15 protein-coding genes and 2 pseudogenes are annotated in these 14,650 nt (G+C 54.6%); 11 read left to right on the plus strand and 6 right to left on the minus strand.

Annotated elements, in window-relative coordinates; all coding sequences use genetic code 11:
* Window positions 1-511: 511 nt before the first annotated feature.
* From AUR65_RS11700 to AUR65_RS11720, 5 genes are read left to right on the plus strand one after another with little or no spacing between them, the layout of a single operon-like run.
* The gene (locus AUR65_RS11700) at window positions 512-736 is read left to right on the plus strand and encodes a hypothetical protein (RefSeq protein ID WP_146047418.1); all 225 of its coding nucleotides are present in this window, start codon (window positions 512-514) and stop codon (window positions 734-736) included.
* Entirely contained in the window at window positions 733-1,155 is a 423-nt protein-coding gene (locus AUR65_RS11705; RefSeq protein ID WP_058567044.1) for a ubiquitin-conjugating enzyme E2 variant, read from the plus strand. Before AUR65_RS11700 ends, AUR65_RS11705 begins: the two co-directional genes overlap by 4 nt.
* Before the next feature lie 22 nt (window positions 1,156-1,177).
* Window positions 1,178-1,519, plus strand: a complete 342-nt coding sequence (locus AUR65_RS11710; RefSeq protein ID WP_146047419.1) for a hypothetical protein — start codon at window positions 1,178-1,180, stop codon at window positions 1,517-1,519.
* Window positions 1,516-1,935, plus strand: coding sequence for a hypothetical protein (locus AUR65_RS11715; RefSeq protein ID WP_058567046.1), 420 nt, complete (start codon window positions 1,516-1,518; stop codon window positions 1,933-1,935). Before AUR65_RS11710 ends, AUR65_RS11715 begins: the two co-directional genes overlap by 4 nt.
* Before the next feature lie 4 nt (window positions 1,936-1,939).
* Window positions 1,940-3,838, plus strand: coding sequence for a HesA/MoeB/ThiF family protein (locus AUR65_RS11720; RefSeq protein WP_084816441.1), 1,899 nt, complete (start codon window positions 1,940-1,942; stop codon window positions 3,836-3,838).
* Window positions 3,839-4,245: 407 nt separating this feature from the next.
* Here the strand turns inward: AUR65_RS11720 and AUR65_RS11725 are convergent, their stop codons facing one another.
* From AUR65_RS11725 to AUR65_RS11740, 4 genes are all read right to left on the minus strand, one after another.
* On the minus strand, window positions 4,246-5,169 hold the full coding sequence (locus AUR65_RS11725) for a metallophosphoesterase family protein (RefSeq protein WP_084816442.1): 924 nt from the start codon (window positions 5,167-5,169) through the stop codon (window positions 4,246-4,248).
* Between the two features lie 170 nt (window positions 5,170-5,339).
* On the minus strand, window positions 5,340-5,765 hold the full coding sequence (locus AUR65_RS11730; protein ID WP_084816443.1) for a dual specificity protein phosphatase family protein: 426 nt from the start codon (window positions 5,763-5,765) through the stop codon (window positions 5,340-5,342).
* A gap of 25 nt (window positions 5,766-5,790) precedes the next feature.
* Window positions 5,791-6,867: a hypothetical protein gene (locus AUR65_RS11735; protein ID WP_058567050.1), complete on the minus strand. Its 1,077-nt coding sequence runs from the start codon at window positions 6,865-6,867 to the stop codon at window positions 5,791-5,793.
* Window positions 6,868-6,958: 91 nt separating this feature from the next.
* Complete coding sequence (locus AUR65_RS11740) at window positions 6,959-7,606, minus strand: SIMPL domain-containing protein (RefSeq protein WP_058567051.1); 648 nt, start codon at window positions 7,604-7,606, stop codon at window positions 6,959-6,961.
* Between the two features lie 95 nt (window positions 7,607-7,701).
* Between AUR65_RS11740 and AUR65_RS11745 the strand changes: the two genes are divergently transcribed.
* The 6 genes from AUR65_RS11745 (at window position 7,702) to AUR65_RS11775 (ending at window position 13,877) form a co-directional block, all read left to right on the plus strand.
* Window positions 7,702-8,367 carry a metallophosphoesterase family protein gene (locus AUR65_RS11745; protein WP_058567052.1) on the plus strand — a complete coding sequence of 222 codons (666 nt, stop codon included), beginning with the start codon at window positions 7,702-7,704 and terminating at the stop codon, window positions 8,365-8,367.
* A gap of 570 nt (window positions 8,368-8,937) precedes the next feature.
* Window positions 8,938-9,402 (plus strand): hypothetical protein, encoded by a 465-nt coding sequence (locus AUR65_RS11750; RefSeq protein ID WP_146047420.1) that lies wholly within the window; start codon window positions 8,938-8,940, stop codon window positions 9,400-9,402.
* A 513-nt stretch (window positions 9,403-9,915) separates the two neighbouring features.
* Complete coding sequence (locus AUR65_RS11755; RefSeq protein WP_058567054.1) at window positions 9,916-10,713, plus strand: hypothetical protein; 798 nt, start codon at window positions 9,916-9,918, stop codon at window positions 10,711-10,713.
* Between the two features lie 664 nt (window positions 10,714-11,377).
* Window positions 11,378-12,661 carry a radical SAM protein gene (locus AUR65_RS11765; protein ID WP_233194367.1) on the plus strand — a complete coding sequence of 428 codons (1,284 nt, stop codon included), beginning with the start codon at window positions 11,378-11,380 and terminating at the stop codon, window positions 12,659-12,661.
* Between the two features lie 318 nt (window positions 12,662-12,979).
* On the plus strand, window positions 12,980-13,417 hold the full coding sequence (locus AUR65_RS11770) for a DUF1810 domain-containing protein (RefSeq protein ID WP_058567056.1): 438 nt from the start codon (window positions 12,980-12,982) through the stop codon (window positions 13,415-13,417).
* 103 nt (window positions 13,418-13,520) lie between these two features.
* Window positions 13,521-13,877, plus strand: a complete 357-nt coding sequence (locus AUR65_RS11775) for a hypothetical protein (RefSeq protein WP_058567057.1) — start codon at window positions 13,521-13,523, stop codon at window positions 13,875-13,877.
* A 229-nt stretch (window positions 13,878-14,106) separates the two neighbouring features.
* Here the strand turns inward: AUR65_RS11775 and AUR65_RS11780 are convergent.
* Window positions 14,107-14,286: pseudogene (locus tag AUR65_RS11780) on the minus strand (SWIM zinc finger family protein); the annotation flags it as partial.
* Window positions 14,287-14,353: 67 nt separating this feature from the next.
* Window positions 14,354-14,650 (minus strand): annotated as a pseudogene (locus tag AUR65_RS20220) (DUF955 domain-containing protein); the annotation flags it as partial.

Genomic DNA, 14,650 nt, shown 5'->3' on the forward strand with positions numbered 1-14,650 from the left:
CATCGCCAGACAAGCAGCCACAGTCTCAGTGCACCGCTGAAATCCCGCTACTGGTCTGTATATCACGACGTGTGAGAGGTGAATCACACTGCAGATTCCACGACTGGTGGTCTCCCTCCGAACCGGCCGAAGAATCATCTCTTCTGGTTCCTACACACACCCACAAGTGCGTCTGGGAGAACGAGACATAGGGCTCGATAGCGACATCGAGAAATGACCCAGACTCGTGTCGGTCTGCTTCTGGCACCACATCGTCACTCACCTTCATGGACACAGCGAGTCTCTATCCTGCCTCTCGACAGAGCTCCGACTGCTGGAGTCCGCACCAGACGAGACAGAAGCTGGTCGCTAAAACCTCCATAGGGGCGGGTGTTCGAGAATTAGGTGACATGGTCGTTGGCACACCGACGCCCCAATCATCGGTACACACCCCACCCGAGTTGTACGTCCGTTCAACCACCGACGGCCGGGCGGTCACCCGGCCACACCCACACCACACACAGCTATGGCAATGATTGTCAATGTCGAGAACCAGGAGATACCGATTGAAGAAGACACGACTGCGGCCGAGCTCAAAGCGCAGGCGAATTTGAGTGACAATGCCGTCCTCACCTACCGAGGTGAGAACGGTTTCGAGTCGCTCAACGATGACGACATCGTCGTCGACCACGTCGATGGCGGCACTCGTCTGATGGCCCAACCGCTCGCAGACGACAACGTCTTCGGGGGCAGATGAACGTCTCTCGTGCCCTCGTCGAGATCCAAGATCTGAAGGCTGCGCTGAGTGAGCGGTTCACCGGCCGGCTATCGTACGATTTCGTCGAGGACGACGACGTTCGAATCGAAGGTATGGCCTTCCCAGACGGGTGGACGAACCAGCGAGGTGGCCGCCATGGACGAATCCTTCTCGAACTCCCTGAGAAGTATCCTGAGCATCCACCACACGTGTACATCAGCGACGACATGCGCTACGAGGGAGCGCGTCCAAAGTGCATGGCACCTCGCAGAGAAGAGGGAGAGGCTGTCTGGGCCCCTTTTAGTGTCTTCGAGACGGCCGACGACTGGGACCCCGAGTCGGATACGTTAGTCTCTGCATTCGAACGCACGCTGGACGCGATTCGTAATGCGGAGTGTGCAGAGCCGGTCGAGGAGTAGTGTCAACAATGGAGATACACAAATGAGCGACAACCCGCGTTCGAACCGACAAGAAGCAGTGGTAACCGAACAACGGCCCGGGACCGACACACAGGCAACTGATTCGGCTGACGACGGAGTGCACGATGCGGCTCAGCAGATGGGTGTTATCGTGGACGGCGAGCCAGTTGACGTCGAATCAGGGACGACTGTGGGCGAACTTCGAGATAGGGCTGGCGTTAGTGAGGAGTCAGTACTAACGTACCGCAGTGAAGATGGGATTGAAGCCCTGACTGACGACGAAGTCGTCTCTGATGTCGTAGAGGAAGGGACGGCCCTCTGGGCTCAGCCACTCAGTGATGGGGAGGTGTTCGGCAGTTCATGAATCCCCAACGTGTCATTCCCGAAGTCCAGAACCTCCACGAACTGATTCGAGAGCGACAGAGCCCGGTCATGTCATACGACCTTCAGACCGACCTGACGGTCACGATTCAGTTCCTCAAGTTCCCAGAGGGGTGGCAAAACAGCGACGGTAGTAGATTCGGTGACGTCATATTCGACTTGAGCCCATTGTACCCGCGGAAGCAGCCGAAAGTGTACGTGAGTGACGACATGTTGTACGAGGGGCAGAGCCCGCACGTTCTCTACGCCCGGTCCAGTGCGCCACCTGGTTTCACGAAGTACTGCATTCACCGGCTATCGGAGTGGAACCCAGATAAGCACAGTCTGACGACCATGTTCAACCTGCTCGAAGTTTCGCTGGAAAATCCACACTCAAAGAATCCCCTTCAGGAGGCCTAACGAGATGATATCTACCCAGACGACGGACGTCACCTCCGAGTTAGAACTCGTCATTACAGCAAGCCAGATGGAAGCGCTTCGAGAATGGACACTCCAAGAAGATGGTATCGAACGGTTCGCGTACCTCTTCTGTGAAGAGAACAACGGTCGACTACTCACGAGAGAAGTCGACCCAGTCCCTGCTGACGAGTGCGCAGTCCAGGAGGCACACGCTGTCCGGCCGTCTCTCGACGTCGAACGCGAGCGGCTCGGATCGGCGATGGAAGAGGGGCTAGTTCCCGTGATGGTTCATAGCCACCCATTCAGTGACCACCCCGGATTCAGTAGTCTTGACGACAACATCATGGAGTCGTATCGAAACTGGATTGGCCAACTGTATCCCGAGACTCCGTTAGGGTTCGCCGTCGTTGGTCACCGGGGACTCGAGACTGCGGTCTACGTCGATCCAGCGGACGAGACGCGAACGCGACTCGGAATCGATATCGTTGGCGAATGGATGCTTGATACCCATCTGCGAATCCCTGATCGAGAATCGAAAGCGGTGATCGACACCGACCGATACGACCGCGCGATTCGTGCTCTCACGGAAGACGGCCAACGGGCGATAACCGAGACAACTGTAGCCGTAGTCGGTCTCGGTGGCCTCGGTTCGATGACGGCCGTGCAGCTTGCACGCTTCGGCGTCGAGGATTTCCTCTTCGTCGACCCGGACGTCGTCGAACGGTCGAATCTTCCGAGGATCTACGGCGCAACAGACGCCGACATCGGGAGGCACAAAGTCGATGTCGTCGGCGAACACGTCGTCCAGGCAAACCCGAATTCAAAGGTGCAGGCGTACCGAGGCCGCGTTCAGGAGGTCCCAGAAGATGCGTTAGTAGCCTGTGACGTCATTATCGGAACGGTCGACCGACTGACTGCGCGACTATACTGCAACGAGTTCGCTGTCCGTCATCTTCGGTATTACATCGATGGTGGCGTCGCCATCGAGACTGACGACGATGGCCACGTCACTGACGAACGTGGACTCGTCCAGCTCGTCGTTCCTGGAGTCAATGCCTGTATGGACTGTCTCGGACGTAACGACGCTGAACATCTCCACGTCGAACAGCTCAGCGACGATGAACTCGAAGCCGATATCGAACGCGGTTATATCGACGAAGAGGTTCGCTCGCCCGAACCGGCGATTACACCGCTCAATGGGATGGCAGCCTCGAGTATAACGCGGCTGTTCACCAAACTCGTGACTGGCTACACGGCCCCCGCTGACTACCTTCGAATCGACGGTCTGAATGACGAACTCCTTGGGATAGGAACCCATCCGACCGAACAGTGTGTCACCTGCGGTGATGGTGGGATGTTGGGGATGGGGACGCCGAGTTTCGACGAAAGTGAACTCGTCGCCCCTCCAACCGACGAGTTCGACATCGATGGACTGCGCGACCATCTTCGAGCGAACGATGAGCTCACCTCGCGGCTCATCACCAGTGACCGACTCGCGCAACAGCCCGACGGTGACCTCTCATCGTTACCTGAGAACCTCACTCCGATGACCTGGGCTGAGGGAGAGTCAGCACACGTTGATGTCCCTTCACGCGCAGAAGACGCCGAAACGAACGCTGACAGCGACAGGTCGCAAGATATCGACCCAGAAGAACACCCAGCGAAGGGAGACCCTGAGCAAGAACTGGTATCAGATACTGGAAGTTCCCCGACAGACGATGCAGGAGGGGCAGTATTCTCACGAGACGAGTCCACAGAGACGGTCGGTGGACTGCCTGAGGCATCTCAGGAAGGTGAGACAGGTCCCGAAAAGACGCATCGTCTCCTTGCCAACAAGAAGGCTGTAGGTGCGGTGGCCTTCGTGGCACTGCTCGGCTGGTGGCTGTTTGGCAGAAACCGGTGACCGTCACCATCTGTGGCTTACCGTCTCGACGACTTTCCTTTTCGAGGTTGCCGCGGCGTGCTAGTGATGGTGCTTTCGCTGTCGGCTATTTTTCTAGGGAACCCGCACGGGACAAACTGAAAGTCTTCGGTAGACGGACCACGGGAGTTCGCGGCAGCGTAGGTTCCAGACTAGTATAAAATGCGCCAAATATGGATTTTAAATTTGTGAATTTCGTATGCGATTACAGCACTACCCCCGTAATTTGCGTGTCACTATCACTCGTAATCAAGATCCCACACTTTCGGATGGTTTGCTATGAAGACACCGGCCGTCGACGAAGCGCGTCACTGGAGTCTGTATCGTTCCTGCCCTCAGAAAAACCTGAAACGCCTGATCGATCAGTCCCTGAAGATACAAATGGACACTCAGAACAAATCGAACGCAAAAGACCGTTTCTCGGTGTCGATGTCAATTCGGGCTATCCCCCGAAATCCAGGGTTGTAGACGTGCGTTCCCCCAACTTCTCCCTCTACGTAGTGGTATCCCTCTTTGTGAGAGTGTCCACAGAGATGAGCGAACGGAGTGTGGTCCTCGATAGCGAGACGGAGAGCGAGCGACCCACACGCAAGTCCATCCCGGTCCTCCTCGCGCGACCCAATTGAATGGTGGGTATCGACTGCCGTTGCGAATGCAGGAACGTGAGTGAGCAGAATTGTCGGAGCTTCGGAAGCAGATAGGAGCGTACTAATCTGTTCGTACTCCCCCCTGAGATGTTCGAGTTGAGACTGTGCGGTCCCCCGGTGTTGGCGCTGGATTTCGAGCGTCGAAAGAACATCCCGGGCGGTACAGTCACCGTGGACGAAGGGGCGAAGCGCACACAGGAGAGTCTCACCGACACGCTCCATCGCACGGTGACGTGGTTCGTCGTGTCGTCGGGGGTCGGTGGCGGGAAACGTGTCGTACTCGAATTCTGGGCTGAAATCGAACTGTTCGCATCCCCACCCAACGATAGCCGGAGGCCCCCCGTTTTCGGAATGTCCGTCTCTAGAGTCATCGAACTGGACAACGTTTCGATGCGCTGATTCTACTGGTGGGGGGAGCAATCGGTCGATATGCGGGGCAGGGTCGTGGTTTCCAGGGACTGTCACGACCGAGATATCGTGAGTTGAGAGGTGAGCGAGGAACTCTCGTCCTGCTTCGAGGCTTGCTTCGTCCGAGCGGTGAGTTAAATCACCGTTGACGAGGATGGCGTCGACGTCAGACGGAAAACTGAGTTTCTCGTAATCGACCGACTTTCCGGTGGGCTTGATGTGAATGTCCCCAAAGAGGAAGTATGTGTGTTCAGACATGATCTCGAATGAATACACTGAATATGTCCGCTTTGCGTTTACGGTGAGCCTGCCATGGCGTTGTGTTTAAGTAGGAAAATGTACCTCCGGTCCACCACACTAAGGGAGGTTTCGACAGCAATCTTCGAGATACGTCGTCGTGAGTAGTCGAGAACTGCCCGCGGGCTCACTCACCTTTTCCGTTCGCTCCAAGACGACTGTGCCCGTCGTCGAAGGGCGTCGTGTGGATTAGCGACAGCTCTCGAATCAGACACCATCTGGAATGCGCGTTCGATGTCGCACTCTTCTACGAGAGCGACCACGACTGCTGTGACCGCCACACTTCGTGAAGCACTGGCCGAACAATGAACGAGCGCTCGATTATTCTCTCGAACGCTCTCGAACACAGCAGTGACCGCTCGGTCAAATTCGTCAGAGTCGTTGCGGGGGCCATCCATCATCGGTATGCTCCGTAGCTCGGTATTCTGGGGAACAGTACCGTCCGGGTCTGCATAGGTTAACGAGACGATGGTGTCGATATCGTGGGTCTGCAACAACGATTGATTACCTGCATCTTGGGACGTGCCGACGTAGAGGCCCGAGAGTATCTCGTCCATGGTAGAGACTGTTGAAGGCCCCGGGTTAATTCCTTTCTAGGAAGGATACCGAGTCCAGATCGACGCCAGAGAACAACAGTACAAGCCGGCATTGATCTCCAAACCCTCTATTCAGCATCCCGCCGAGGTGGCACCACGTCTCGGTTGCATTCGGTGGCCGTCGATTCGTACCGAGGTAGTCCTCCAGTTCTCGGAACTCCTGTAGCTGGAACGGGGCACCGAATCTGACCACACCAAGACCCCCATCGGCTGTGTCTGTCTCACCGTCACACAGTCGGTGAGATGTCGCGTGTTCCACGAGTGTTTCGGGGACGTCATCACGGACCCCCGCTCCCACGTGGGCGGTGGCAACGCCCCCTGATTCGAGGAGTGACCACACTCTCAGAAAGTCAACGGGGGCCGCTATCGGAACCTGCAGCAACTCGAAGATGTCTCTCGATAGTTCCATGAGAGCCCTTCCAATCGGCGTCTGTTCGGTCGTTCGTTCGCCTTCGACGACCTCTTTGTCGGCACCAAATATCTCTTGTACACGCGAACGTTCGAGTGGAATCGTCGTATTTGTGACCGTGACCAATCGGCGGAACGCTACTGCATCTGTCGTTGTGAGTACGTCGGCGGACACGACGGGGAGACACAGGGTGAGTGTCTCTTCTGCGAGGTGTCGACAGACGTGTTCCATCTGAACTGTGGTACTGACCTGTGAGACGCTTCCGAATACAACGGCGACATCGTATTCCTGGAGGATATCAGTGTCACCTTCGAAGGTGTGACTGCTGTCGTTCGGTTCTGGCGACGACTCACCGTTGCGGTCGATAGACGCGACAGGAAATACTTCGTCGACGTCGTTCGCGCCCGACAGGCTAGATCGAGAACCAACGGCGATCGTCGTGGTGTCGAAGTCGACTTTCGTGTCGAACAGTCCAGTTCGGGGTCGGAATTTGAATCCATCTGAAAGCCAATCGATTCCGTCTTCACCACATCCAATGACTGCAAACTTTAGGTCTCCAAATCCGTCGGTAGAGCGTTCTGCGGATTCGGTCGGCTCAGAGGCAACGTCTTCTCTCTCCCGACTGTTCAACGCTGCCTCCACGATATCTTTCATTCGAGAGCTCCGGGGTTCGCTGTGGGACTCATTTGACGAGCAGGGTTCATGCGCAGGGATAGCAGTAGAACGGAAGCGACGGATACTCTCATCAATTGTCGTGGTCGGTCGCAGTTTGTTCTAATCGATAACACACCACAACTTGAGCATCGACGACGATGTGTCCTGGGTTAAGTTTGATACTGGGGTCGAACCCCATCGCCTCGTCGACGATATCTTGCATCCCATCTGCCGTCTCCTCTACGTCTTCGGTCGTCACGGTCGTTACCGGACCGAGTTTGGAGCCGATCGCGTCAGCGATCGTTTCGGCACGCCGGCGGGTTTTCTCCATCGCATTTTCTAGCGCACTCTCCTTCAGTCGTTCTCGCGTCTCTTCTGGAAATCCATATTCGACGTAGTTTATGCTAGCTCCTGCATCGATTGCTGCGACGATTGCATCGCTAGCCATCTCGAGGTCGCATCTGACGACGAACGTCTCTGCTGCTTCGTATTCGTAATCGAACGACTCGTCGAATATGTCCATATTTTCTTTCACCTGGACGGTCACTTGCTGGATCGACGATTCGTCGATACCACTGGTGACGAGCGCGTCGATGACGGCCGCAGACCGGTCCCGAGCAGCGTCCCTCGAACCGGATGCAGTATGTCCTTCGCCACGGATTCGAACGGAGACTTTCGCGAAATCTGGTTCTTCACGGACCCGACCGGTTGCACTCGTCGTGATTGTCCCGTCTGTCATGTCCGTCCTTTAATCGAGGTGTCACAAAAATCACCGTCAGACACACGTCCAACCAACGAAGGTTCAAGTGGTCACGCAACCGACAATAAGATCCGATGAAAATCGCGCTTCTATCAGACGTTCACGGCAACTTGCCGGCACTCGAAGCGGTCTTAGACGACTTACCAGCGGTCGACACAATCGTCTGTGCGGGCGACGTCGTCGGATACAACCCGTGGCCCTCGGAGTGTGTCGAGCGAATCCGAGACGTTGCCGATATCGTCGTCCAAGGAAATCACGATGCAGCAGTCGAGAACCCTTCGACCTTCGACGCAAATCAGATGGCCAAGGCTGGTATCGAATTTGCTGCAGAGAGTCTCTCGGAAGAACAACGAAGATGGCTCACCGAGCTACCGGAGTCTGAGACGTTTGCCGACGACACATTTCTTCTCGTTCACAGCCATCCGACGATTCGCGGGAAGTACGTCTTTCCCTCTGAGTTCCCCAATCTCCGGAGACACCTCGACGACTACCGCGGCGTCGTCATCGGCCACACCCACATCCAACACTCTGCACACATAGATGGGAGAGTAATCGTCAACCCAGGGAGCGTCGGACAGCCTCGAGATTCTGATGCACGGGCGGCGTACGCTGTGTTGAATACCGAGAAGCACGAAGTCGACTGCAGACGAGTCGAGTACGACATCGACCGAGTCGTCGACCGAGTCAAAGAAGTGGGTTTGCCGATAAAGATCGGAACTCGATTACTGGACGGGTCGTAATTTGGTGGTTCGACTGACGATTCGAGCGATATCCTCGGGGCGTCACCGATCTATTTCAGGGATCTAAGCCGCACCGAACGACGAGTCGGGGGTGCTGTCTATCTATGTCCTGTATTCAGCAACGGTAGTTTTCAGAGCGGTGAGAACGTCGTTTGAAGCAGTTACACAGATTGGTGGAGGCTTTCACTTGGTCGGCCTCCGCTGGCAGTCGTTGTCTTGCTACTCATTCTCAAACAATATTATCCTATTCGGCTATAAATTACAAGAGTACTGCCGTAATTTGTCTATTTTATTATATTCAAAAATTGAATATTGAAACTAAATACCGATGGTAGATGAATCGGATAACTGTGTTTCCTCGTTGTGACCGAAAAGTGGGATAGATTGATATTACTGACATCCACGCATTGTTGTATGTCTCGACCGATATCTGTCTCAGTTCCACGACGACTCCTTCACAGGGATGACCCGACTAGTCGTGCATATCTCAGTGCAATCGCCGAACGTGGCCTCTCTATTGAACTCTTCACACCGCCCCGAGAGCAATTAGATGGTCCACTGAGTGGATTCATGCACGAAGAACAGTACAACGAATCGGTTGTCCAGCATGCTAACAAGCTTGGGCTCTCTGTCGAGAGCGTTCACATGACACCACTGGTGAGCGGATGTAGTAGCAACGGCGCTCGTATTTGTGCCGATAAAGTCAAAGACGCCATGCTGGGCTATTCGGACACGGACTCTTCTGACGAGATTGATAGATACCAATACTGTGAGCCGGATACGGTGGTCTTTCACCCACCCCGCCTTCCTTCAGACGATACCGCTGAGTTAGATTTTCGACGCCAGCAGCTCATTGCGACACTCGGGAACGCCACGCTCCAACTCCAGAAGACGAAGGGAATTGAGGAAGCCCCCACAATCACCATCGAGAACGTGTGTCCGCGTGGTTCTTTCACGTATCTGCTCACAGAATCAACAGATGTCAATCGTCTCGAATCTGCACATGCCCAGTTACAAGCCAAACAGAAGGCATGACTGTGCCATCGGTAGCATATACACTCGACGTGGGTCATGCAACAGACCCGTTCGCGATGCTTGAATCGATGGGTGTTCCTGCGCACGTACATCTACATGGCTCCACGGCGAATACAGATAGCACTCGTCACCAGTTGCGCGACACCTACAATCTCGACGCAGACGACACAGTTGGTACTGTGGAACCAGACAATAGCCTCCAACATCTTCCGCCGAAAGCAGGCGATGAGTCGATCCAAAAGGTCGTCGACAAACTCACAGAAGTTGGATACTCAGGACCAATCGTGTTAGAACTCATCCCCTCTTACTGGACTGCTGAGACGCTTCATAACAGTGTGGATGCGATTCGTGATGCTGGATGGTAGGTCATTGGCGCCGTAGAAATCATGATTTTCTTAAAGCTCCTCGAAACGAAACCTCGAGCGAATCTGGATCTAACGAATTGGCTTGTGTATCCGGGGTTTAGTTGACCTCCACACTGGCTTTTTCTTATGGGGCACCGAACATAGGTATATGGCGCAGATCAGCTGGGAATTCTCCGAATCAGAAATCAATAACGTTCGAAAAATCGTCAACAGGCAGGAACATAATCCGTTCGTGCAAGAGCGACGAGAGCGGAACGTTGTAGCAGCTGAGATCAAGATTACTGCAGATCAGTTCTGGAACGCGCACCTGGCGGCACTACTAACCTCTCAGCAGCGATCGGGACCAGAAAGCCATGTTTCGCAGTTTCTGAAGGAAGAGATTCATTCGGTGAGTCTTGACAAGTGTCGGAATACAGATCGGATCCACGAATACGTCGCCGAGATACTCAAGGAGTACGGTGGAATTCGGTACTACAATAATATCGGTGAAGCCTGTGAGAGAAATCTTGAGCGATTGGATGCTGGTGGGTGGGACGAACTATGGGATGAATTTGAAAAGCTAGTGGAAATGCGGAAGCAGGAGCCAAGAGATAGTGACTACGTGGTGGAACGAGAGGTAGCGACGTATCTGTCTGAAGGATTTGCTGGTGATGGATTCCACAGAGTTGGTTCAAAGCAGGCGCGGAATATCCTCCAGATTCTCGGGTTGACACGGTTTGAGATACCTCTCGACTCCCGCATCACAAAATGGTTAAACTCCAATCTTGAGCTGCCTTATCGCGTCTCCGGTTCCGGGCTCAGCAACCGAGAGTACTATCACTTCATTTCGGATATCGTCCAGGATAGCTGTTCAACGGCCGATGTTCTCCCGTGTATTTTTGATGCCGCAGTATTCTCAAGCTACGACATGAATCGGACACAAAACAATGCTGACGCGATTTTCTGACTGGCCCAAGAGTGGTGAGTGAACTGCTCCACCGAGAGGTGCGCGAGCAGTTTGCTGGTGCGTACGCTGCGTCCCAGCAGTCCGACGACTGACGAGTACTTTGGTGACGTACGAACCCTCACCAACAACTATTCAGACAGATTACGCTGCCCAGCGTCGACACAGTTCCAGCACGGCACGTCTTCGGACAACTGCTTACACTCGCAGGGCAGGTCCGCTGTGTCATCATCGCCGTTTGGTGGGCTACCACCGTCTGCGACCCGGAGTGACCCTCTGTCTCGGAACCTCTCTGTCGATACACCACGTCTCTTCTTGTTTCTGCGACGTGACGCAACCTGGGCTCTCGTCGAGATCCTCAGTAGCGTCGCCTAAGCTATATCGGTTTGATGCTCTCCGTAGCATTCTTCGCAATAAAAAAATGGCTTCATTTTGAGATAACAAGCATAACTACAAACAGGCTAAAATTACAGTTGCATGTCGGAAAAGAAAAAAAGCCAGTGACCTCATCGAACAGGAAGACGGCGAGAGAGTCGAACTACCGACAAAAACCGGCCACAGTCGAAACCACTGTTAGCTGATTACAACCAGACAACCGTTATTTATCACGTACACTATGTCAAAAGCAGCCTCACGTATCGCGACACTTGACCTCACGCCAGGAGACATGTGTAACCTTGAGTGTGAGCATTGCTACGCAGCATCCTCGAAAAACGGAGGTCACGGTGACGACCGGTTGATGACTGAAGATGAGATTCGAACAGTCGTACAGAATCTGGCCGAGTGCGGCGTCAAAACAATCGACATCGCCGGTGGCGAACCGACGCTGGCGTACGATCGGTTACTCACTGCAATCGAGGAGTTCAAATTTCAGGTCCCGGATGGCTACGTCGGGATTGTCACAAATTCAACACAACTGGATCCCGAACGTGTCGACGAACTCAAATCCGCAGGATTGGACGCAATCAACCTCTCGTTCGAGGGAACGACTCGCGAAGTAAACGACAGCGTCAGGGGTGAGGGACATTTCCGATCTGCCTGCGCTGCAGCGTCGATGGTGAAAGAAGCTGGACTTCATCTGGGTGTTTCGATTACCATCAATGCTGTCAACAGATCTCAGGCAAACCAGTTCGTTCCCTTCGCGAACCGACTCGATGCAGACGGTCTCGCGTTCCAGGTTATCGAACCCAGAGGACGCGCCCCAGAGTACTGGGACAAGCTCGGACTCGAGATTACTGATGGACTGGAGTCGCTCTTGCTCGTCTTCGATCGGCACACAACCATGCATCTCGATATTCCTGGGGCGTACAGATATCGAGAGTTCCTAAACACGTATTTTAATGCAAATATCCCACTCGTCGACGGACAGTGTCCGGGCGGTGATAGGAGTTATGTCGTCACCTCCGGAGGTGACCTCGCCCCTTGCCCGCTTCACGCGTACGTCCTTGACGAAGGCACATACTCCGTCGCGGACTCATCGTCCAATCTCGACGCGATTACGGCCGAGTATCTCGATTTCAACGCCGAAATTGATAGTCGAGGTCGTGAGCTAGTTCCCTGTGCCGGCTGTGAGTATAACGAAGAATGCACGCACTGTCCAGTCAACGACGACGTCGTCGACGAGTGTGTGTGGGTAAACAAGAAAGAACGTGAGTTGCGGCAGTCAATCCTCAAATCCTCGCTCACACAGAAGGCACCCTACACTGCTGTCGGTGGAAAACTTCAGTTCGACGTACCGACACAAACGACACATCTAACGGTGCATCTCACGGAGTCACAGTTCCAAGAACTCCTGAGCTACGATACTGCCGAAGAGATACTGGCCGCCGACGTTCTTCCACTCGATGACGAGGAGGCCATCGAATTTCTCTGCATGCTCCGGAGTCACGGCGTCATAGAAATCGAGAAATTCTGGGAACCGTTTACTGTGACTCCACCACGACTCGACTAGACTCACAATCGACCATGGACGTCCAGTTTCGTATGACCTCAGCGTCTGCAGAGGTTACGGCGAGTGAGGTTCGGTGTCCAGCCTGTGGATCGACCGACTATCTCATCGAAACAATCTCTACGAAATTCGAGGGACGTGTTATGTGCGTCTCCTGTGAGACCCCCTATCACATCTCGATCTCGACTGTCGAGTGAGGTGGATTAGATATCCGTGAACCTTCGCTGAAAAGTCCAAATTGAAGTCAACGAAATTTCAGACTGATAGCATGCGCGTCAGACTTTATTTTCGAGCGCTTACTAAACAGATCTGAGTCGACCGATGTCACGCTCCGAAGACCCACACGATCTACAGCGGTTCGTCGAAGCACAGGAGTCGGTGATTACGCAAGTCAAGCGAGAGCTTCGGGCGGGACGCAAGCAGAGCCACTGGATGTGGTTCGTGTTCCCGCAGGTGGAAGGCCTCGGCAGTAGTCAGATGTCCCAGCGCTACGCGATTGCTTCACTCGATGAGGCCGAGGCCTACCTCGGGCATCCGGTGCTCAGTCCACGGCTTCTCGAGTGTACTACGCTCGTCAACGACATCGACTGCCGCTCCGCGAACGACGTCTTCGGATCACCCGACGACCGGAAGTTCCGCTCGTCGATGACTCTCTTCGAGACTGTCGCGGACGATCCGGAACCGTTCAAGACAGCCCTAATGCAGTATTACGACGGCCAGCGCGACCCGAAGACGATCGAACTATTGGCGGACAAGTGACGGGGATCGTCTTTTCCCAATGTAAGCTGTGGAGCGTCCCTTTTGAGAGCGGATCCGAACCCGGTGAGTTAGTTTGATGATCGATAGGTTAGATAGAAGCACCATGGTCAATACCGACTTCGAGTGCCCGGAGTGCAGTAGCGCGATCGAACCGGAAGCTGTACTCGTCGTCCTCGCGCGGACAGCCAGTGCCGATAATGTCATCGAAGAGAGGGAAGATGTCGAGATGCAGTGCCCACACTGCCGGTCAGGTATCACACTTCGAGCTGAGGAGGTTGTCGTCAAGATGGCCGCCGACAACGCCACGCTGAACGTGTTCCGGCAGGTCGCCGAAGAAGGGGACAACTTCGTCAGCAACAGGTCGCCCAATTTGACCGAGGCGATGGAACGCGAACGTGAGTCGAATCAGAGAAAGGCAGAACTGGAAGACAAGTTAGAGGAGATATCAGATTCGTTGTGAGCGCGCCCTCCCCACACGAGCGGGGTTCGTAATCGGTACTCGTACACAACTATGACGACACGGAGTGTCACCCGGACACGACAGTAGTTGTTCCAAGAATAGACCGTACAGCGCAGTCAGAAGTGACGCAGATACACTATGCATACCACTACAGGATAGACGTACAATCCCGCTCGTCAAGGAAGTCGACGACTGTCTTCGAGTCGTACTGCACGGTGTGGAGGTCGGCTGCACACGAATCGGGCACGCCGTCCTGAATTCGAACGCGGTACTCGTGCGCGGTCGGGTCGGCATAGCTCTCGTTGCGAACACGGACATCGCCGTCGAGGAGTTCGAACGCGAACGCCTCGTACTGCGCTCGCTTGAGGACACGCGTAGGTGGATCGAACTCTGGTAGTACAGGAATCATGGTAGCCAGCGCGCAATGCGCGCACCCCTTCGGGCGCATGAAAAACTGCGCCGGACGGCAGATGGGGTTAGACCGCGTCGAGTGTTGAGAGAATCTCTTCGGCCGTCCCGCTAATCCGACCCAGTCGTTCTTGGAGGACATCTGTCTCGTCGCCCTGCCACGCTGCAAGGTAGAACGCCGACCCACTCGTATCCAAGCCGAGGTATCGACCAACGACGTACGCAACGGCCTCAGCCTCGGCCTCGCGTTTCGCCCGCTCGGTCGCGTCAGTAATGTCGAAATGCAAAATCGCGTGGGCGTACTCGTGGATGATCGTCGACGCGAGGTCTGCGCGATTCGCCCGGTCCTTCACTTCTACGAGTGG

Origin of the sequence: Haloferax marisrubri (assembly GCF_001469875.2) — an archaeon.
Classification (GTDB): domain Archaea; phylum Halobacteriota; class Halobacteria; order Halobacteriales; family Haloferacaceae; genus Haloferax; species Haloferax marisrubri.